We start from the raw sequence: 20,388 nt of genomic DNA, 5'->3' as shown, positions 1-20,388 counted from the left end.
GACCGGTCCCGACCGACGGGGCCACCGGAGACAAAGGAGTCCCGATGCCCGAAGTCAACCGGCGTTCCCTGCTCCGCGGTGCTGCGGCCGCGGCCGGCGGCGCCGTCCTCGGCGGCCCGTTCCTCGGCTTCGTCGCTCGTGGCGAGGCGGGGGCGGTAGGCAGCCGCCCGGCGCCCCACCCCACCCTCGGCCCGGTGCCGGACCTGCGCGACGGCAAGGTGCGCCTGCACCTGCCGGCGGGCTTCCAGTACCGGTCGTTCCACGACACCGAGTTCCCGGTCGTCCTCGACGACGGCACCCGGCTGCCCGGTCGCCACGACGGCATGGGCGCCTTCCGTGGCCCCGGCGACACGATCCGGCTGGTCCGCAACCACGAGGTGAACAGCCCCGGTGCCGCCTTCGGCGATGCCTCCCTGGCGTACGACCCGATGGCCCAGGGCGGCACCACCACCATCGAGGTCACCCGGTTCGGCGAGGTACGCCGGGCCTGGACCAGCCTGAACGGCACCATGATGAACTGCTCCGGCGGCCGGATGCCGTGGGGCAGCTGGATCAGCTGCGAGGAGACGGTCAACGGCCCGGACGTCGGCCCGGACTTCACCGGCACGTCGAACGTGCCGCTCACCCGGCCGCACGGCTTCATCTTCGAGGTCCCGGTGGACGGACCGTCCGAGCGGCGTCCGCTCACCGCGGCCGGCCGGTTCGCCCACGAGTCGGTGGCGTTCGACCCGGTCGACGGCCACCTCTATCTGACCGAGGACAACTTCGGCTACGCGTCCGGTTTCTACCGGTACACCCCGCCGGAGCACCCGATGCGGTCCGGTCGGCTGGGCGACGGCGGCCGGTTGCAGATGCTCGCCGTGCGTGACCGGCCCAACCTCGACCTGGCCGCGGCGCAGCCCCGGCACGCGACCTATCCGGTGCAGTGGGTGGACATCGACGACCCGGCGCCCGAGTTCCCCTACACCCCGGGCGAGGCGGCGCCGACCAGCAACGACACGGCCCTGACGTACGTCTCCCGGCAGGGTTGGGCGCGCGGCGCGGCGTACTTCTCGCGGCTGGAGGGCTCGGCGTACGACGACGGCGTCGTCTACTTCACCGCCACCCAGGGCGGTGGGCCGGCCGAGGCGTCCACCGGGCCGATCGCCGACGGTTACGGCAACGGGCACGGCCAGGTCTGGGCGTACGACTGCCGGTCGCAGGTGCTGCGTCTGGTCTACGAGTCGCCCGGGCCGGACGTGCTCGACTTCCCGGACAACGTGACCACCAGCCCGCGCGGCACCATCGTCGTCTGCGAGGACAACGTGGCCGACAACTACGTACGCGGCCTGACCCCGCACGGCGAGTTGTTCGACATCGCGTTGAACCGGCTGGTCAGCAGCACCGGGGCGGACCGGTCGAACGACGAGTTCGCCGGGTCCACGTTCAGCCCGGACGGGCACACGCTGTTCGTCAACATCCAGGCGAGCCGGGGGCTGACGTTCGCGATCTGGGGCGACTGGCGCGGCATCGGGGTCTGACCGGACGAGCGACGTGCTGGATCGGCTCGCCACCCGACTCGCCACCGCCGTGCTGCGGCTGCCCGCCGCCCGGACCCGGCGGGTCGCGGTGACCCGGGACATCCCGGTCCGGGTCCGCGACGGCGTCACCCTCCGTACCGACCACTACGCCCCGGACCTGCCCGCCCCGACCGTGCTCATCCGCACCCCGTACGGTCGGGGCGGGCCGATGCGGCTGCTCGGCCGGCTCGCCGCCGAACGCGGCTTCCACGTGGTGATCCAGTCCTGTCGGGGCACCTACGGCTCCGGCGGGGAGTTCGCCCCGCTGGTGCACGAGCGCGACGACGGCCTGGACACGGTCGACTGGCTGCGCCGGCAGCCCTGGTGGTCCGGGACGTTCGGCATGTTCGGCGCCAGCTACCAGGGCTTCGTGCAGTGGGCGCTGGCCGCCGAGGCGGCCGACGAGCTGCGGGGGATGGTCGCGGTGGCGACCGCCTCGGCCACCCGTGACTCGACGTACGCGGGCGAGTCCTTCGCCCTGGACACCGTGCTGACCTGGACGGAGCTGCTCCAGGCGCAGACCGTGCCGTGGCTGGCCCGGCAGTGGGAGCTCAAGCGGGGGCAGCCCCGGCTGACCGCCGCGCTGGCCCACCTGCCGCTCGTCGAGGCCGACCGGATCGCCACCGGCGTGACCGTGCCGTTCTTCCAGGAGTGGCTGCGCCACCACACCCCGGACGCCGACTACTGGCGACCCCGGATCTTCGGCGGCCGGATCGCCGAGGTGCGGGCGCCGGTGGCCATGATCAGTGGCTGGCAGGACATCTTCCTCCCCGCCCAGCTGGAGGACTACGCCGCGCTGCGCGCCGCCGGCGCCCGCCCGCGACTGACCATCGGGCCGTGGACCCACGGCAGCCCCGGCCTGTTCGTGGCCGCCCTGCGGGAGGGTCTCGACTGGCTCGACGAGCACCTGGCCGGGCGGCCGACGCCCCGCCGGGCACCGGTGCGGGTGCACGTCTGCGGCGAGGGCGGCGGCTGGCGGGACCTGCCCGACTGGCCGCCGCCGGCCGTACCCACCCGGTGGCACCTGCACGCCGGCGGTGCCCTCGCGCCGGCCCGGCCGACGCCGTCGGCGCCCGACGCGATCTGGTACGACCCCGCCGACCCCACGCCGTCGCTCGGTGGTCCGCTCCTGGTCGCCCAGCGGGCCGGCGCGGTGGACAACCGGCCGGTGGAGGCGCGCCCCGACGTGCTCACCTACACCAGCGCGCGGCTCGACGCGCCGGTCGAGGTGGTCGGTCCGGTCCACGCCGAGATCCACGTCCGCGGTGAGCTGTCCTACCTCGACGTCTTCGTGCGGCTCTGCGACGTGGACCGCCGGGGCCGGTCGTGGAACGTCTGTGATGGCCTGGTCCGGGTCGCGCCGGGCCGCTTCCCGGCCGATCCGTCCGGGGCGGTGCGGGTGCCGGTCACCCTCTGGCCGACCGCGCACCGGTTCGCCCCCGGGCACCGGCTGCGGGTGCAGGTCTCCGGCGGCGCCCATCCCCGGTACGCCCGCAATCCGGGCACCGGCGAACCCCTCGGCACTGCCGTGACCCTCCGTGCCGGCCGACGGGAGATCCTGCACGACCCGGAGCACCCGTCGGCGATCGTCCTGCCCATCCTGACCGGTCCGGCCTGTTTCGCAACAGATATTGCGCAATAGCTGTTGCAGATGCCAGGCTGTCGGCATGTCGAATCCCGAAGTCCGACAGGTGACCGACTCCCGCGTCCTCGCCGCGCTGTCCCACCCGCTGCGCCGACGGTTGATGGACGTGCTCAAGGTGCACGGTCCGTCGACCGTCGGCCTGCTCGCCGAGCGGACCGGCCAGGCTCCGGCAAACGTCAGCCACCACCTCAAGGTGCTGGCGGCCGCGGAACTCGTGGCGGAGGCGCCCGAGTTGGCCCGGGACCGCCGGGAGCGGTGGTGGCAGCTGGTGCACCGCGGCGTGCGCTGGTCCAACGCCGACTTCGACGCCGACCCCGCCGCCCGCGCGGTCGCCGACGCCGCCGCCTCGCTCAACCTGGATCGGCACGTCTCGCTGGCCCGCGCCTGGCACGCCGCCGACGACGAGACCCACGCCGCCTGGGGCGAGGGGCCCTTCTCCACCGACCGATGGCTGCACCTGACCCCGGAGGAGCTGGCCCAGCTGGGGCGCGAGGTGATCGACCTGTTCGCCCGGTGGGGGGACCGCGAGGTGCCCGACGACGGACAGCGCCGGGAACCGGTCTTCCTCTTCGCGTACGGCATTCCGGCGCAGCCGTGACCGCGCCCTCGACCAGCCACCCGCCGGCTGGCGCCGCGCCGGTCTCTCGTACCCGGGCATCGGACGTGACGATGCGGCGGCGCGGCGGCCTGCTCCGGCACCGGGACTTCCGGCTGCTCTGGACCGGGCAGACCGTCAGCAGCATCGGCAGCAACGTGACCACCGTCGCGCTGCCCCTGGTCGCGGTGGCCGTGCTGGACGCGTCCACCTTCCAGGTCGCCGTCCTCACCGCCGCGGCGTGGCTGCCGTGGCTGCTGGTCGGGCTGCCGGCCGGGGCCTGGGTGGACCGGCTGCGCCGCCGGCCGGTGATGATCGGCTGCGACCTGGTGTCGGCGCTGCTGTTCCTCAGCGTGCCGGTGGCCGCCCTCCTCAAGGTGCTCACCGTCGGCCAGTTGCTGGCCGTGGCGCTGGGCGCGGGCCTGGCCCGGGTCTTCTTCGAGACCGCCCACCAGGTCTACCTGCCCACCCTGCTGCGGCCCGACGAGGTGCCGGAGGGCAACGCGAAGCTGCAGGCCACCCAGACCGCGAGTTACGTGGTCGGCCCGGGGCTGGCCGGCCTCGTCGCCCAGCTCGCCGGTGCGGTGACCGCGTTGCTGCTCGACGCGGTGAGCTTCCTGGTCTCGGCGGCCTGCCTGTGGCGCATCCGGACGGTGGAGCGTCGGCCGCGCCGCCCCGACGGCCCGCCCTCGCTGCGCCGGGAGGTGGCGGCCGGCATCCGCTTCGTCGCCCGGGATCCGTACCTGCGGGTGCTGGCGGTCTTCGGGGCGGCCAGCAACATCGGGCTCACCGGCTACCAGGCCGTGCTGGTGGTGTTCCTGGTCCGCTCGGCGGGGCTGTCGCCCGGCCTGGTCGGCCTGCTGATCGGCCTGGCCAGCCTGGGCGGCATCGTCGGCGCGACCATCGCCACGGCCCTCGCCCGCCGGGTCGGCACCGCCCGCGCGCTGCTGCTGGCCGCCCTGGGCACCGGGCCGCCCGCGCTGCTCATCCCGCTCGCCGGTCCCGGCGCCCAGGTGCTCTGGCTGGTCCTCGGGGGCGTGGTGGTCAGTCTCGCGGTCGCCGTGGGCAACGTGGTCAAGGGCAGCTTCCGGCAGACGTACACCCCGCACGCCCTGCTGGGCCGGGTGACGGTCAGCATGCAGCTGCTCAACTTCGGCACCATCCCGCTGGCGGCGGTGCTGGCCGGGGCGCTGGGCAGCGCGTACGGGCCGGGCCGGGCGATCTGGGCGATGACCGGCTGGCTGGCGCTCACCCCGCTGATCCTGCTCGTCGGGCCGCTGCGGCGGCGACGGGACCTGCCGGCGGCGGCGCGACCCGCCTGAATGCGCTGCGGCGGCGGTCGGGAGCCGACCGCCGCCACCGGCACGGAGCTACAGCGGACGGACGTTGTCCGCCTGCGGACCCTTCTGCCCCTGGGTCACGTCGAACTCGACCTTCTGGCCCTCGTGCAGCTCCCGGTAGCCGCCGGCTTGGATGGCCGAGTAGTGGACGAAGACGTCCGGGCCTCCGCCGTCCTGCTCGATGAAGCCGAAGCCCTTTTCCGAGTTGAACCACTTGACCGTGCCGGTTGCCATGCATCTCTCCCTGCTCAAAGCGGGTGAGCACCGGCCGCGAGGCCGATGATCGCCCTGTACCTCCCCGACAGTAACCGCCCGGACAGCGTTCCGCTGGCGGAAGCGCCGGGGCGTTTCGGGAATCCTTCCGGAACGAAAGCCGCCCGGTCGGGGGCGGGACGGGGCATGCTTGCGCCGGTGAGGGGTCCCACGGCGAGAGCGTTGGCCGAGCTGGAGCGGGAGATCGCCGCTCCGGGCGCCGGTCTGGACCGGCTCCGGCTGGTGCGGACGCCGTTCGTGCCGGAGGTGCGGCTGCACCTGGCCGAGGACGCGATCGTCTGGTGGGCCCGGATGGAGGCGGAGGCGGGTCGGTCCCTGCCGCCGCCGTACTGGGCCTCGGCCTGGGCCGGCGGGCAGGCGCTGGCCCGCCACCTGCTCGACCATCCCGAGCTGGCCGCGGGGCGGCGGGTGCTCGACCTGGCCGCCGGGTCCGGGCTGGTGGCGATCGCCGCCGCGCTCGTCGGGGCCGAGCGGGTGGTCGCCAACGACATCGACCCGTACGCGGTCGCCGCTGTCACCGTCAACGCTCGGGCCAACCGGGTCGTGGTCGCGGCGAGTGGTGACGACCTGCTGGACAGCGAGGTGACAGCGGACCTGCTGCTGGCCGGGGACGTGCTCTACGACGTTGCGATGGCCGAGCGGGTGCTGGCGTTCCTGTGCCGGGCCGCCGCCGGCGGCGCGGACGTGCTGATCGGGGACCCCGATCGGGGACACCTGCCGCCGGACCGGTTGGAGACGGTGGCCAGCTACCCGGTGCTCAGCACCGAACCCTGCGTCGGCTCGCCGGTGCGCCCGGTGCAGGTGCTCCGTCCGGCGTGACCGGCCGGGTGGGCTCGGGGTCGACCCCGAGGCGAGATCAGGGCCCGCTGGGGGATCGGACCGGATGTGCGGGCGATCCGGCGGCCATAGCGTACGGGCATGACGGATCTGCTGGCCCAGGTCGGGGACCTGCCCACCACTCTGCTGATGGGGATCCTCGGCATGGTGATGGTCGCCGACGCCGTACCGCTGCTCGGGGTGCTGGTCCCCGGCGACGCGGCGGTCCTCGCGGCGGTGGGCGCGGGGCGGCCGGCGACCGGACTGGCCACCGTGGCAGCGGTGGTGGCCGGCTGCCTCGCCGGCTGGTCGCTCAGTTTCCTCGCCGGACGGCGCTGGGGCGAGCGGCTGCGGCACAGCCGGGTGGGCGGCTGGATCGGCGAGTCGCGGTGGTCGGCGGCCGAGGTGATCCTGCGCCGCGGCGGCGGCCGGATGGTGCTGGTCGCACCCTTCCTGCCGGTGTTCAACGCGCTGCTGCCGCTGGCCGCGGGTGGGCTGCGGATGTCGTACCGGAGGTTCCTCGGCTGCGCGGCGCTCGGCGCGACGCTCTGGGCCGGCCTCTACGTGCTGCTCGGCACCGCGGCCCGGGCGCTGACCGCGCTGCTGCCCGGGGCGCCGAGCCCGACGGCGGTCACCATGGCGGTGGGCCTGCTGCTCGCCGGTCCGGTGCTGCTCGGCACCCGGCACCGGCTGCGCGCGCTGGCCACGGTCGGTCCGACCGCCTGACGGGTCGCCGGGTCGGGCGGTGGTGGCGGGTGCGGCGGCCGTGGCAGTCCGCACCGGCCGGTGCGGTCACCAGCCGCGGGCGCGCCACTGCGGCAGCGACGGACGCTCCGCGCCCAGGGTGCTGTCCTTGCCGTGGCCCGGGTAGAACCAGGTCTCGTCCGGCAGCCGGTCGAAGAGCTTGTGCTCCACGTCGTCGATGAGCTGCCCGAAGCGCTCCGGGTCCTGGTCCGTGTTGCCCACTCCGCCGGGGAAGAGGCTGTCGCCGGTGAAGAGGTGCGGGATCCCGGACGGGTCGCGGTAGAGCAGGGCGATCGAGCCGGGGGTGTGTCCCTCGAGGTGGATGACCTCCAGGGCGCAGTCGCCGACCGCGACGGGGTCGCCGTCGGCGAGGGGCTCCGCGTCGATCGGGAGCCCGGCGGCGTCGTTGGCGTGCACCAGCGGGCGGGCGCCGGTCTTGGCGACCACCTCCTCCAGGGCCACCCAGTGGTCCATGTGCCGGTGGGTGGTGACCACGCTGGTGAGCCCATCGTCACCGATCAGCTCGAGCAGCCGGGGCGCCTCGTTCGCCGCGTCGATCAGCACCTGCTCGCCGGTGTCCCGGCAGCGCAGCAGGTAGGCGTTGTTGTCCATCGGCCCCACCGACACCTTGGTGATGGTGAGCCGGTCGAGCTCGCGTACGGCCGGTGCGCCGCCGGGGGTGACGTCTCCGGTGTAGGTCATGGCGGGTTCCTATATCCATTCCGGTGGGATCGGCAGGGGACCGTCGGGGGCGACGGTGAGCAGCTCGCCCACGCCGCGGCCGATCAGCCAGGCGGCGAGTTCGGGGGCGGGGCCGGAGACCGCCGGCGCGCCCTCGCGGTCGCCGATGACCAGCTCGTGGCAGCCGCTGCCCTCGAAGCGCAGCACCATTGCCGGCGCGGCGGAGCGGTCGGCCAGGTCGGTGGCGACCTCGTGCAGCAGCCGGTGGCTGAACGCCTCGGGCCAGTCCGCCGGACGGTAGCCGGCGGCCAGGTCCACGTGGTGCACCTCGATCTCCCGCAGCCGGCCCCAGACCAGCAGGGTGGCCACCCGGGGACCGCGCGGCGTCTCGACCGTGGCGGTCCACGCCTCGGCCGGCATGGCGGCGACCGCCTCGCCGAACCGGTCCGCGGACCGGCGCAGGTCCTCCAGGTGAGCCGCCGGCGGCCGGGCGGCGCCGGCCTCGATGTCGGCGGCCCGGGCCGCGGCGCTGGCGTACATCGGGATCCGCCCGCCGGTGCGGGCGGCGGTGAGCAGGTTGACGAAGCCGTCCGCGTTCCGGGCCAGATGGGTCAGCACGTGCCCCCGGGTCCAGCCCGGTAGCAGGGAAGCGGCGGCGACGTCGGCGGTGTCGAGGGCGGCCGCGGTGCGCACCAGGCGGGCCGTGGCGTCGTCCACCTCGCCGGTCAGCAGCAGCGGATCGGTGGTCACGCACCGACCCTAACGGTACGGCGCGGCCGCGTCGCCGGGGAAATAGGTTTCGGTGCGTCCGTGCGCCCCCTACCGTCGTCCTCGAACGCGGCACCGGGACGTCGGAGCGGAGGTGGTGATCATGCCGGGTCGTAGCACGCGTGTTTCGCCATGTTCCGCCTCGACACCGATGAGGATGCCATGACCATCGATCTGACCGCCCTCGGCTGGGACGCCGAGCGGGCGGCACACGTACGACGCGACCACCGTCCGGGCCGGGTGGCCCGGGTCGACCGCGGCGTCTGCACCGTCCTCTGCGCGGACGGCCCGGTCCGCGCCAGCCTGGGCGGCGGGGTGCTGGCCGCCGCCGCCCGTGACCTGACCGCGCTGCCCTGCGCGGGCGACTGGGTGCTGGTCGGCACCTGGCCGGACCGGCGGGTGACCGTCGAGTCGGTGCTGCCCCGACGCACCGCGCTGATTCGGCGCACCGCCGGCAAGGACGCCAGCGGCCAGGTGCTCGCCGCCAACCTGGACGCCGCCGCGATCGTCGAGCCGGTGCATCCCGAGCCGGACGTCGGCCGGGTCGAGCGGGCGCTCTCCCTGGTGCACGAGTCGGGGGCCCGGCCGCTGATCGTCCTCACCAAGTCCGACCTGGCCGCCGACCCGGCCGCGATCGCCCGGCAGCTCGCCGCCGTCGCGCCCGGGGTGCCGGTGCTGGCGGTCAGCGCCGAACGCGGCGCCGGGCTCGACCCGCTGCGCCCCTTCGTGGCCCCCGGCCGCACGCTCGGCCTGCTCGGGCCCTCTGGCGCCGGGAAGTCGAGCCTGGTCAACGCCCTCGCGGGCGCGGTGGTCATGCCGACCCAGGCGATCCGCCGGGTCGACGGCAAGGGTCGGCACACCACCACCTGGCGGGCGCTGATCCCGGTGCCCGGCGGCGGTGCGGTGGTGGACACCCCGGGCGTCCGGGCCGTCGGTCTGCTCGACGGCTCGGTCGGGCTGGACCGGGCGTTCGCCGACATCGCCGAGCTGGCCACCGGCTGCCGGTACGGCGACTGCGCGCACGACGCGGAGCCCGGTTGCGCGGTCCGGGAGGCCCTGGCGACCGGCGAGCTGACCGCCCGGCGCTGGGAGAGCTGGCGCCGGCTCCAGCGGGAGATCGCCTTCGAGACCGGGCGGCGGGAGGCGCGGCTGGCCGCCGAGCGGCGGGGCGGCTGGCGGGGCGGGCGGCGCCGCGCGGCCCGCCCCTGACCACGGCGGGGGATGCGGCGGAGCCTGCCGCTGCCTGCCCACCCCTGGTATGGGCGGTCGGGGCGGCTGCGGCGGAGCCCGTGTGCGGTGACCGCTTTGCCCTGCTGCAGCCCGTGCAACACCGAGGCCGCGTCACTGTCGCCTCCGCTGCAGCAGAGCAAAGCGTGCGACCGACCGTCCCGGTCGTCGGGGACGCCTCCACGCGGCGGGTCATCGCCGACGGTCGGACGGCGCCCGGCGACACGGCCGGCCCGACCGCCCTGAGCTGGGGGAATGGGCGGGCGCGGAAAACTGTCGTACCTCGGGGCTAAAGTTGCTGAGCGTCTTTCCTGCGCCCCGCTAAACCGCTCAGAGCCGCTCCGGAGCGGACAGATTCACTCACCCGGGAGTACACCCACCGTGGCCGACCGACTGATCATCCGTGGCGCGCGCGAGCACAACCTCCGTGACGTCAGTCTCGACCTGCCCCGGGACGCCCTGATCGTCTTCACCGGGCTCTCCGGGTCGGGCAAGTCGAGCCTGGCCTTCGACACGATCTTCGCCGAGGGGCAGCGCCGCTACGTAGAGTCGCTCTCCTCGTACGCCCGGCAGTTCCTCGGGCAGATGGACAAGCCGGACGTCGACTTCATCGAGGGCCTGAGCCCCGCGGTCTCCATCGACCAGAAGTCCACCTCGCGCAACCCCCGGTCCACCGTCGGCACCATCACCGAGGTCTACGACTACCTCCGGCTGCTCTTCGCCCGCATCGGCGAGCCGCACTGCCCGGTCTGCGGCGAGCGGATCTCCAAGCAGACCCCGCAGCAGATCGTCGACCGGGTGCTCGGGATGACCGAGGGCACCCGGTTCATGGTGCTCGCCCCGGTCGTCCGCGGCCGCAAGGGCGAGTACGTCGACCTCTTCGCCGAGCTTCAGGCCAAGGGCTACGCCCGGGCCCGGGTCGACGGCGTGGTGCACCCGCTGACCGAGCCGCCGAAGCTCAAGAAGCAGGAGAAGCACACCATCGAGGTGGTGATCGACCGGCTCGCCGTCAAGGCCAGCGCCAAGCAGCGGCTGACCGACTCGGTGGAGGCGGCGCTCGGCCTCTCCGGCGGTCTGGTCCTGCTCGACTTCGTCGACCTGCCCGAGGACGACCCGGGCCGGGAGCGCCGCTACTCCGAGCACCTGGCCTGCCCCAACGACCACCCGCTGGCGATCGAGGACCTGGAGCCCCGGGTCTTCTCCTTCAACGCGCCGTACGGCGCCTGCCCGGAGTGCACCGGCCTCGGCACCAAGAAGGAGGTCGACCCGGAGCTGGTCGTCCCCGACCCGGAGCGCACCCTGCGCGAGGGCGCCATCCAGCCCTGGTCGAGCGGGCACAACCTGGAATACTTCCTCCGCCTGCTCGAGGCCCTCGGCGAGGCGGAGCACTTCGACATCGACACGCCGTGGCGGGCGCTGCCGTCCCGGGCGCAGAAGACGATCCTGCACGGCTCCGACGACCAGGTGCACGTCCGCTACCGCAACAAGTACGGCCGCGAGCGCTCCTACTACACCGGCTTCGAGGGCGTGGTGCAGTGGATCGAGCGGCGGCACTCCGACACCGAGTCGGAGTGGTCGCGGGAGAAGTACGAGGGCTACATGCGGGACGTGCCCTGTGCGGCCTGCGGTGGCGCGCGGCTCAAGCCCGAGGTGCTCGCGGTCACCCTGGCCGGGAAGAGCATCGCCGAGGTCTGCAACCTGTCGGTGGGGGAGGCGGCCGACCTGCTCGCCGGCATCGAGCTCACCGACCGGCAGAAGCTGATCGCCGAGCGGGTGCTCAAGGAGATCAACGCCCGGCTCAAGTTCCTGCTCGACGTGGGTCTGGACTACCTCTCCCTGGACCGCCCCGCCGGCACCCTGTCCGGCGGCGAGGCGCAGCGCATCCGGCTCGCCACCCAGATCGGCTCCGGCCTGGTCGGCGTGCTCTACGTGCTCGACGAGCCGTCGATCGGCCTGCACCAGCGGGACAACCACCGGCTGATCGAGACCCTGGTCCGGCTGCGCGGGCTGGGCAACACGCTGATCGTGGTCGAGCACGACGAGGACACCATCCGCACCGCGGACTGGATCGTCGACATCGGCCCGGGCGCGGGTGAGCACGGCGGCGAGATCGTGCACAGCGGCTCGGTGCCCGCGCTGCTGGAGAACCCGGAGTCGGTCACCGGGGCGTACCTGTCCGGGCGCAAGTCGATCCCGACGCCAAGGCAGCGTCGCCCGCAAACCCCCGGGCGGGAGCTGGTGGTGCACGGGGCGCGCGAGCACAACCTGCGCAACCTGACCGTCTCGTTCCCGCTCGGCCAGCTCATCGCGGTCACCGGGGTCAGCGGCTCCGGCAAGTCGACGCTGGTCAACGACATCCTGCACGCCGTACTGGCCAACCAGATCAACGGCGCCCGGCTGGTCCCCGGCCGGCACACCCGGGTGACGGGGTTGGAGCAGGTGGACAAGGTCGTCGGCGTCGACCAGTCGCCGATCGGCCGCACGCCGCGGTCCAACCCGGCCACCTACACCGGGGTCTGGGACCACATCCGCAAGCTCTTCGCGGAGACCACCGAGGCCAAGGTCCGCGGGTACGGCCCCGGCCGGTTCTCGTTCAACGTCAAGGGCGGCCGCTGCGAGGCCTGCTCCGGCGACGGCACGATCAAGATCGAGATGAACTTCCTCCCGGACGTCTACGTCCCCTGTGAGGTCTGCAAGGGCGCCCGGTACAACCGGGAGACCCTGGAGGTGCACTACAAGGGCAAGACCGTCTCCGACGTGCTGGAGATGCCGATCGAGGAGGCGGCCGAGTTCTTCTCCGCGATCCCGGCCATCCACCGGCACCTCAGGACGCTGGTCGACGTCGGCCTGGGCTACGTCCGCCTCGGTCAGCCCGCGCCGACGCTCTCCGGCGGTGAGGCGCAGCGGGTCAAGCTCGCCTCCGAGCTGCAGAAGCGCTCCACCGGCCGGACGGTCTACGTGCTGGACGAGCCGACCACCGGCCTGCACTTCGAGGACATCCGCAAGCTGCTGATGGTGCTCGAGGGGCTGGTCGACAAGGGCAACACGGTGATCACCATCGAGCACAACCTCGACGTGATCAAGACCGCCGACTGGATCATCGACATGGGCCCGGAGGGTGGCCACCGGGGCGGCACGGTGCTCGCCACCGGCACGCCGGAAGAGGTCGCCGAGGTGGCCGAGAGCCACACCGGGCAGTTCCTGCGCCACGTGCTCAACCTCGACGGCGAGGCCAAGGGCGCCACGGCGGCCACCAACCGGGCGGCGAAGGCCAACGGCACCACGCCCCGGAGGTCGAAGAAGGTGCCGGCCGGCGCGCGCTGACATCCTCGCGGCCGCGTACCCGGTTAGGTGGCCGGCCCCGGCCGGCCGGAATCCGCGCAAAGCGGGTGAAATCTCTGGCAGGGTGATCCGTGGCAGGAACGTGACCGCGGATCATGACGGGCGCGGCGGCAGAGAGGGGCGTCATGAGTGACGATCAGGTGCTCGCCGAACCGGGTAACCAGACCCGCCGGGCACTGCTCGCCGGTGCGGGCGCGGTCGGCGCGGCGGCGGTACTGGCCGGCTGCGGCAGCGACGACTCCGGCCACGCGGCCGCCGGCCCCACGTCCCCCGCTCAGAGTGGCCAGCCCGTGGCCAAGACCGGCGAAATCCCGGTCGGTGGCGGCAAGATATTCGCCGACCGGGATGTCGTGGTCACCCAGCCGAAGCCCGGTGAATTCAAGGCCTTCAGCGCGATCTGCACCCACCAGGGCTGCAAGGTCACAAGCATCGAGGGCGGCACCATCAACTGCCCCTGTCATGCCAGCAAGTTCTCCATCGCCGACGGCTCGGTCAAGGCGCCCCCGGCCACCAAGCCTCTCCCGGCCAAGGAGATCAAGGTCACCGGCGACCAGATCTCCCTGGCCTGATTCCGGACGGCACGGACGGGGCGGACCCCGGCGGCGGCCGGGTCCGCCCGCTCCGATATCCATACGGTGACCCAACCGTATGAACCGGGCGGCACAGTGATCCGTGTCCAGCAGTGTGGCCGCGGATCATGATGGGGCGGCGGCAGCCGAGAGAGAGGCCGGGAGATGAGTGACGATCAGGTGCTGACCGGACCGGGTACGCAGACGCGACGGACACTGCTCGCGGGCGTAGGCGCGGTCGGGGCGTCGGTCGTGCTGGCCGGCTGCGGCGGTGACGCGGGCGAGACCGGCGGTGGCACGGCCCCGACCAGCGGTGGCCCGAGCGTGAGCAGCGCCGGCGACCCCGCGGGCGGCAACCGGGACACCACCGGCCCGCTGGCACGCACCACGGACATCCCGGTCGGCGGCGGGGCGGTCTTCGCCAGCAAGGGCGTGGTGATCACCCAGCCGAACCCGGGTGAGTTCAAGGGCTTCGACCCGATCTGCACCCACCAGGGTTGCCCGGTGTCGAACGTCGACGGCGGCACCATCAACTGCACCTGCCACAACAGCAAATTTTCCATCGCCGACGGCTCGGTGAAGCAGGGCCCCGCGACTCGCCCCCTGGCCCCCAAGAACATCAAGGTCACCGGCGACCAGATCTCCCTCGCCTGACCCGGCCAGCCAGCTCCCGTTGATCATGGAGTTGGCGGCGATGTCGATCTCCCCGGCTGCCGGCCAACTCCATGATCAACGTGTCGGGGCGACCGCGCGGCGGCGGGGTGGTGTCGGGGGTGGGGACTACGCTTGCTGGCGTGGCTGACCCCTCGACCTACCGTCCGGCACCCGGCACCATCCCGGAGTCGCCGGGGGTCTACCGCTTCCGTGACGGCACCGGCCGGGTGATCTACGTCGGCAAGGCGAAGAATCTGCGCAGCCGACTCAACTCCTACTTCGCCGACCTCTGGGGCCTGCACCAGCGCACCCAGCAGATGGTCACCACCGCCGAGTCGGTCGACTGGGTCACCGTGGGCACCGAGGTCGAGGCGCTCCAGCTCGAATACACCTGGATCAAGCAGTACGACCCGAGGTTCAACGTCCGCTACCGCGACGACAAGTCCTACCCCTACCTGGCCGTCACCCTCGACGAGGAGTATCCGCGGCTGCAGGTCATGCGGGGCGCCAAGCGCAAGGGAGTGCGCTACTTCGGGCCGTACTCGCACGCCTGGGCCATCCGCGAGACGCTCGACCTGCTGCTCCGCGTCTTCCCGGCGCGGACCTGCTCGTCCGGCGTGTTCAAGCGGGCCGGGCAGGTCGGCCGTCCGTGCCTGCTGGGCTACATCGGCAAGTGCTCCGCGCCCTGTGTCGGCAGCGTCTCCGCCGAGCAGCACCGGGAGACCGTCAACGGCTTCTGCGACTTCATGGCCGGCCGCACCGACACCATGGTCCGCAAGCTCGAACGGGAGATGATCGAGGCCAGCGAGCAGCTGGAGTTCGAGCGGGCGGCCCGGCTGCGGGACGACATCGCGGCGCTGCGCCGGGCGATGGAGAAGCAGACCGTGGTGCTCGGCGACGGCACCGACGCCGACGTGGTGGCCTTCGCCGACGACCCGCTGGAGGCGGCCGTCCAGGTCTTCCACGTCCGCGACGGCCGGGTTCGCGGCCAGCGTGGCTGGGTGGTGGAGAAGACCGAGGACCTCACCATGGGCGACCTGGTGCACCACTTCTGCACCCAGGTCTACGGCGGCGAGCAGGGCGAGGCGGACGTGCCCCGGGAGCTGCTCGTGCCCGCGCTGCCCACCGACGCCGACGCCCTCGCGGACTGGCTGGCCACCCACCGGGGCAGCCGGGTGTCGCTGCGGGTGCCGCAGCGCGGCGACAAGAAGTCGCTGCTGGAGACCGTGGAGCGCAACGCGAAGGACGCGCTGGCCCGGCACAAGCTCAAGCGGGCCGGTGACCTGACCACCCGCAGCAAGGCGCTCGACGAGATCGCCGACGGGCTCGGCATGCGTACCTCGCCGCTGCGCATCGAGTGCTTCGACGTCTCGCAGATCCAGGGCACCGACGTGGTCGCCAGCATGGTGGTCTTCGAGGACGGGCTGCCGCGCAAGAGCGAATACCGCCGGTTCATCGTCCGGGGCGCGACCGACGACCTGTCGGCGATGTCGGAGGTGCTGCGCCGGCGCTTCGCCCGCTACCTCGACGCCCGCGCCGAGACCGGGGAGATCGGCGACGAGACCGCCAGCGACCCGGACCGGCCCGGCATCGACCCCACCACCGGCCGGCCGCGCAAGTTCGCGTACCCGCCGCAACTGGTGGTGGTCGACGGCGGCGCGCCGCAGGTCGCGGCGGCCGCGCAGGCCCTGGCCGAGCTGGGCATCGACGACGTGGCGCTGTGCGGGCTGGCCAAGCGGCTGGAGGAGGTCTGGCTGCCCGACGACGAGTTCCCGGTCATCCTGCCGCGCACCTCCGAGGGGCTTTACCTGCTGCAGCGGGTCCGGGACGAGGCCCACCGGTTCGCCATCACCTTCCACCGGCAGCGGCGGTCCAAGCGGATGACCGCCTCGGCGCTGGACAACATCCCCGGGCTGGGCGAGGTGCGGCGCAAGGCGCTGCTGCGACACTTCGGCTCGCTCAAGCGGCTCTCGGCCGCGACGGTCGAGGAGATCACCGAGGTCCCCGGGGTGGGGAAGCGGACGGCGGAGGCGATCCTCGCCGCCCTGCACGACGGCGAGGCGAAGGCCCCGACGACCGACTGACCCCCGAGTGGCCGGGCCGCGGTGGTCAGGGCTCCTCGGCGATCACGGTCAGAATCTGCTCGCCGTGCCTGGCCAGTTTGTTCTCGCCGACGCCGTTGATCCGGGACAGCTCGGCGAGCGAGGCCGGCGCGTCGGTGGCGATCTGGCGCAGGGTGGCGTCGTGGAAGATCACGTACGCCGGCACCCCCTGCTCCTTCGCGGTGGTCGCCCGCCACGCCCGCAACCGCTCGAAGACCGAAGCGGCGGCCGGGGAGAGCTCGGCGACGATGGTGGCAGCGCCCCGGGGCTTCGCCGCCCGGCCGGACGCCGGCCGCTCCGGCTCGCGGCGCATGGTCACGGTGCGCCGCCGACCCAGCACCTCGGAGCTCGCCGCGGTCAGCGCCAGCGTGCCGTAGTCGCCCTCGACGGCCAGCAGGCCCTCGGCGAGCAGCTGCCGGACCACGCCCCGCCACTCGGCCTCGCGCAGCTCGGTGCCGATGCCGAAGACGGTCAGCGAGTCGTGGCCGTACTGGGTGATCTTGTCGGTCCGCCGGCCGAGCAGGATGTCGATGCAGTGCCCGGCGCCGAACCGCTGGTTGCGCTCCCGGTCCAACCGGAAGACGGTGGAGAGCAGCTTCTGCGCGGCGACCGTGCCGTCCCAGCACTCGGGCGGGCTCAGGCAGGTGTCGCAGTTGCCGCACGCGGTCGTCGCCGTCTCGCCGAAGTATTCGAGCAGCTGGACCCGGCGGCAGCGGACCGTCTCGCAGAGGGCCAGCATCGCGTCCAGGTGGGTCGCGAGGTTGCGGCGGTGCGCCAGATCGCCCTCCGACGTCTCGATCATCTTCCGCTGCTGCACCACGTCCTGGAGCCCGTAGGCGAGCCAGGCGGTGGAGGGCAGGCCGTCCCGGCCGGCGCGGCCGGTCTCCTGGTAGTAGCCCTCCACCGACTTGGGCAGGTCGAGGTGGGCGACGAAGCGGACGTCGGGCTTGTCGATGCCCATCCCGAAGGCGATCGTGGCCACCATGACCAGGCCGTCCTCGCGCAGGAAGCGCTGCTGGTTGGCCGCGCGGGTCGCCGCGTCCAGGCCGGCGTGGTAGGGCAGCGCCGGGATGCCCTGCTGGACCAGGAACTCGGCCGTCTTCTCCACCGAGGCGCGGGAGAGGCAGTAGACGATGCCGGCGTCGCCGGGGTGCTCGTCGCGCAGCAGGGCGAGCAGCTGCTTGCGCGGCTCCCGCTTGGGCACGATCCGGTACTGGATGTTGGGCCGGTCGAAGCTGGCCACGAAGTGCCGGGCCTCGGTGAGCTTGAGCCGGGTGGCGATCTCCGCGCGGGTGGCGCTGGTCGCGGTCGCGGTCAGCGCGATCCGCGGTACGCCGGGCCACCGCTCGTGCAGCATCGACAGGTTGAGGTAGTCGGGGCGGAAGTCGTGACCCCACTGGGAGACGCAGTGCGCCTCGTCGATGGCGAAGAGCGCGATGGTGCCGCGGTCGAGTAGCGCGACGGTGGAGCGGACGGCCAGCGCCTCCGGAGCCAGGTAGAGCAGGTCCAGCTCGCCGGCGAGAAAAGCCGCCTCGACCCGGCGCCGGGCGTCCGGATCCTGGGTCGAGTTGAGGAAGCCGGCCCGCACGCCGACCGCGGTCAGGGCGTCGACCTGGTCCTGCATCAGGGCGATCAGCGGCGAGACGACGACCGCCACGCCGTCCCGGACCAGCGCGGGAATCTGGTAGCAGAGCGACTTGCCGCCACCGGTCGGCATCAGCACCAGCGCGTCGCCGCCGGCCACCACGTGGTCGACGACCTCCCGCTGGAAGCCCCGGAAGGCGTCGTAGCCGAACACCCGCCGGAGCACCCGCAGCGCGTCCTCGGTCCGCAGATCGGTGGGGGAGACCATTGGCGCATCCTACGAACCGACCCCGACACCCTGATCGGACGAACCGCCGTTGAAGGGCGTCGCGGCGGCACGGCCAGGGCCCGGAGGAAGGCGCGCCCCGGCCCCGCCGGGTGGTACGGCGGCCCCGAAACCGGACATGCCGGTGTTCCCGTCGTCACCCGTGGAATCCCGGGCGGGGTCCCAACGGTTAAAGTCGCTGATTGACCACGCGCGGCCGAATGGCCGCGGCGCCACGGCTTGGGGGTAGCGGGTGAGCGAGGCGCGGACGGCGGAGGAGCAGGTGCTGGCCGACACGCCGGCGGAGACGGCGCTGGGGCAGCCCGCGCCGACCGAGGCGGAGACCAGCCTGGTGGTGGTCACCGGCCTCTCCGGCGGCGGTCGCAGCACGGTGGCCCGGGCGCTGGAGAACGTCGGCTACTACGTGGTCGACAACCTGCCGCAGGCGTTGATGCTCGACATGGCGGAGCTGGCGTTCAAGGCCGGCGGCGCGGCCCGGCGTACGGCGATGGTGCTGGATGTCCGGTCGCGCGCCTTTTCCACCGATCTCGCGGGGGCGATCCGGGAGCTGAAGGACCGCGGGTTCTCTCCCCGGGTGGTCTTCGTCGACGCGGACGACGAGGTGCTGATCCGCCGGTTCGAGAGCGTCCGCCGCTCGCACCCACTGCAGGGCGAGGGGCGGCTCGCCGACGGCATCGCCGTCGAGCGCGCCCTGCTGGAGGAGGCCCGGGACCAGGCGGACGTGATCATCGACACCAGCCACCTCAACGTCAACCAGCTCCGCCGCCGGGTGGAGGAGCTCTTCGGCGGCGAGGACTCCCGCCGGCTGCGGATCACGGTGATCTCCTTCGGCTTCAAGTACGGCCTGCCGCCGGACGCCGACTTCGTGATGGACGCCCGGTTCCTGCCCAATCCGTACTGGGTGCCCGAACTGCGCGAGCACACGGGCCGGGAGGAGGCGGTCAGCTCGTACGTGCTGGGCCAGGAGGGCGCGGACGCCTTCGTGGCCGGGTACGCCGACCTGGTCAACGCCACCACCGCCGGGTTCGAACGTGAGGGCAAGCGCTACCTGACCGTCGCCGTCGGCTGCACCGGCGGCAAGCACCGCAGCGTCGCGATCGCCGAGGAGCTGGCCGCCCGGCTGCGCCAGTCCGGCATCGCCGCCAACGCCCAGCACCGGGACCTGGGGCGGGAATGACCCAGACGAAGGTGGTCGCCTTCGGCGGCGGGCACGGCCTCTCCGCGTCCCTGCGGGCACTGCGGCACTGCGTACCGGAGCTCGACCTCGACATCACCGCGGTGGTCACCGTCGGCGACGACGGCGGATCGAGCGGCCGGCTGCGCGCCGAGCGGGGCGGGCTGCCCCCGGGCGACCTGCGGCAGGCCCTGGTCGCGCTGGCCGGCGACCATCCGGCCACCCGACGCAGCGCCGGGCTGTTCCAGCACCGCTTCGCGGCCGTCGGCAAGGCGGGCACCGGCGCGGGGAGCGGGGCGGACCCGCTGGCCGGGCACGCGGTCGGCAACCTGGTGCTCTGCGGCCTGATGGAGCTGCTCGGCGACCCGGTGGCCGCGCTCGACCACGCCGGCGCGATGCTCGGCGCGGTCGGCCGGGTGCTGCCGATGTCCCGGCAGCCGGTGGGCATCGAGGCCCGGGTCCGCGGTGCCGACGCTGACCACCCCGAGGAGGTCCGCACCGTACGCGGCCAGCACCAGGTCGCGGTCAGCGCCGGGCAGGTGGAGTCGCTGCGGCTCACCCCCGCCGCGCCGGTGGCCTGCGCCGAGGCGGTGGCCGCGGTGGCCGACGCGGACTGGCTGATCTTCGGGCCCGGTAGCTGGTACACCAGCGTGCTGCCGCACCTGCTGGTGCCGGGGCTGGCGCACGCGATCGTCGCCAGCCCGGCCCGGCGGCTGGTCACCCTCAACCTGGTGGCGGAAAAGGAGACGCTCGGCCTCTCCCTGGCCGACCATCTGGACACCCTGCACCGCTATCTGCCCGAGTTGAAGGTGGACATGGTGCTGGCCGACTCCAAGGCGGTGGGTGACCCCGAAGCGGTCGAAGGTGCGGCAGAATCGCTGGGTGCCCGGCTGGTCCTCGCTCCCGTCGCCGTCACCGACGGCACGCCCCGTCATGATCCGGCCGCCCTGGGCGCCGCGCTGGTGCCTGTCCTGCGCGCCGATCGTTAAGCACCTACGTAATCACCGGCGACACGCCGGTACCGGTCCG

The 20,388-nt window shown here is 73.3% G+C and carries 17 protein-coding genes; 13 read left to right on the top strand and 4 right to left on the bottom strand.

Annotated elements, in window-relative coordinates:
- Positions 1–44: 44 nt before the first annotated feature.
- From GA0070624_RS28605 to GA0070624_RS28590, 4 genes are all read left to right on the top strand, one after another.
- Entirely contained in the window at positions 45–1,520 is a 1,476-nt protein-coding gene (locus tag GA0070624_RS28605) for an alkaline phosphatase PhoX (protein WP_091345989.1), read from the top strand.
- A gap of 13 nt (positions 1,521–1,533) precedes the next feature.
- A complete protein-coding gene (locus GA0070624_RS28600; RefSeq protein WP_091345988.1) occupies positions 1,534–3,201 on the top strand; it encodes a CocE/NonD family hydrolase in 1,668 nt (555 codons plus the stop codon).
- Positions 3,202–3,226: 25 nt separating this feature from the next.
- Complete coding sequence (locus GA0070624_RS28595) at positions 3,227–3,802, top strand: ArsR/SmtB family transcription factor (protein ID WP_091345987.1); 576 nt, start codon at positions 3,227–3,229, stop codon at positions 3,800–3,802.
- Positions 3,803–3,873: 71 nt separating this feature from the next.
- Positions 3,874–5,121 carry an MFS transporter gene (locus GA0070624_RS28590; RefSeq protein WP_091345986.1) on the top strand — a complete coding sequence of 416 codons (1,248 nt, stop codon included), beginning with the start codon at positions 3,874–3,876 and terminating at the stop codon, positions 5,119–5,121.
- 48 nt (positions 5,122–5,169) lie between these two features.
- On the opposite strand, the gene GA0070624_RS28585 is transcribed toward GA0070624_RS28590, so the two are convergent.
- Complete coding sequence (locus tag GA0070624_RS28585) at positions 5,170–5,373, bottom strand: cold-shock protein (RefSeq protein WP_091345983.1); 204 nt, start codon at positions 5,371–5,373, stop codon at positions 5,170–5,172.
- 165 nt (positions 5,374–5,538) lie between these two features.
- On the opposite strand from GA0070624_RS28585, the gene GA0070624_RS28580 reads away from it, so the two are divergent.
- A complete protein-coding gene (locus GA0070624_RS28580; protein ID WP_091345981.1) occupies positions 5,539–6,231 on the top strand; it encodes a class I SAM-dependent methyltransferase in 693 nt (230 codons plus the stop codon).
- A 99-nt stretch (positions 6,232–6,330) separates the two neighbouring features.
- Positions 6,331–6,954, top strand: a complete 624-nt coding sequence (locus GA0070624_RS28575) for a DedA family protein (RefSeq protein WP_091345980.1) — start codon at positions 6,331–6,333, stop codon at positions 6,952–6,954.
- Positions 6,955–7,020: 66 nt separating this feature from the next.
- Here the strand turns inward: GA0070624_RS28575 and GA0070624_RS28570 are convergent, their stop codons facing one another.
- Together GA0070624_RS28570 and GA0070624_RS28565 are read right to left on the bottom strand one after the other, a co-directional pair.
- Positions 7,021–7,674, bottom strand: coding sequence for an MBL fold metallo-hydrolase (locus tag GA0070624_RS28570; RefSeq protein ID WP_091345979.1), 654 nt, complete (start codon positions 7,672–7,674; stop codon positions 7,021–7,023).
- A gap of 9 nt (positions 7,675–7,683) precedes the next feature.
- Positions 7,684–8,403 (bottom strand): maleylpyruvate isomerase family mycothiol-dependent enzyme, encoded by a 720-nt coding sequence (locus GA0070624_RS28565; protein WP_091345978.1) that lies wholly within the window; start codon positions 8,401–8,403, stop codon positions 7,684–7,686.
- 180 nt (positions 8,404–8,583) lie between these two features.
- Between GA0070624_RS28565 and rsgA the strand changes: the two genes are divergently transcribed.
- From rsgA to uvrC, 5 genes are all read left to right on the top strand, one after another.
- On the top strand, positions 8,584–9,630 hold the full coding sequence (gene rsgA, locus GA0070624_RS28560) for a ribosome small subunit-dependent GTPase A (RefSeq protein WP_091350001.1): 1,047 nt from the start codon (positions 8,584–8,586) through the stop codon (positions 9,628–9,630).
- Positions 9,631–10,029: 399 nt separating this feature from the next.
- A complete protein-coding gene (uvrA, locus tag GA0070624_RS28555) occupies positions 10,030–12,972 on the top strand; it encodes an excinuclease ABC subunit UvrA (protein WP_091345977.1) in 2,943 nt (980 codons plus the stop codon).
- Positions 12,973–13,115: 143 nt separating this feature from the next.
- On the top strand, positions 13,116–13,559 hold the full coding sequence (locus GA0070624_RS28550; RefSeq protein ID WP_091345976.1) for a Rieske (2Fe-2S) protein: 444 nt from the start codon (positions 13,116–13,118) through the stop codon (positions 13,557–13,559).
- 165 nt (positions 13,560–13,724) lie between these two features.
- The gene (locus GA0070624_RS28545; protein ID WP_091345975.1) at positions 13,725–14,213 is read left to right on the top strand and encodes a Rieske (2Fe-2S) protein; all 489 of its coding nucleotides are present in this window, start codon (positions 13,725–13,727) and stop codon (positions 14,211–14,213) included.
- 140 nt (positions 14,214–14,353) lie between these two features.
- The gene (uvrC, locus tag GA0070624_RS28540; protein WP_091345974.1) at positions 14,354–16,297 is read left to right on the top strand and encodes an excinuclease ABC subunit UvrC; all 1,944 of its coding nucleotides are present in this window, start codon (positions 14,354–14,356) and stop codon (positions 16,295–16,297) included.
- Positions 16,298–16,322: 25 nt separating this feature from the next.
- Here the strand turns inward: uvrC and recQ are convergent, their stop codons facing one another.
- Positions 16,323–18,167, bottom strand: a complete 1,845-nt coding sequence (gene recQ, locus GA0070624_RS28535; protein ID WP_091345973.1) for a DNA helicase RecQ — start codon at positions 18,165–18,167, stop codon at positions 16,323–16,325.
- A gap of 310 nt (positions 18,168–18,477) precedes the next feature.
- Here recQ and rapZ point away from each other — a divergent pair, with 310 nt between their 5' ends.
- Both rapZ and GA0070624_RS28525 read left to right on the top strand, forming a co-directional pair.
- On the top strand, positions 18,478–19,362 hold the full coding sequence (rapZ, locus tag GA0070624_RS28530; protein WP_425413561.1) for an RNase adapter RapZ: 885 nt from the start codon (positions 18,478–18,480) through the stop codon (positions 19,360–19,362).
- Positions 19,359–20,348: a gluconeogenesis factor YvcK family protein gene (locus GA0070624_RS28525; protein ID WP_091345972.1), complete on the top strand. Its 990-nt coding sequence runs from the start codon at positions 19,359–19,361 to the stop codon at positions 20,346–20,348. The genes rapZ and GA0070624_RS28525 overlap by 4 nt, the downstream gene beginning before the upstream one ends.
- The last annotated feature ends 40 nt before the right edge of the window (positions 20,349–20,388 follow it).

Source organism: Micromonospora rhizosphaerae, from assembly GCF_900091465.1.
In the GTDB taxonomy this organism is placed as follows: Bacteria; Actinomycetota; Actinomycetes; order Mycobacteriales; family Micromonosporaceae; genus Micromonospora; species Micromonospora rhizosphaerae.
This window is presented reverse-complemented; position numbering and strand designations above follow the sequence as displayed.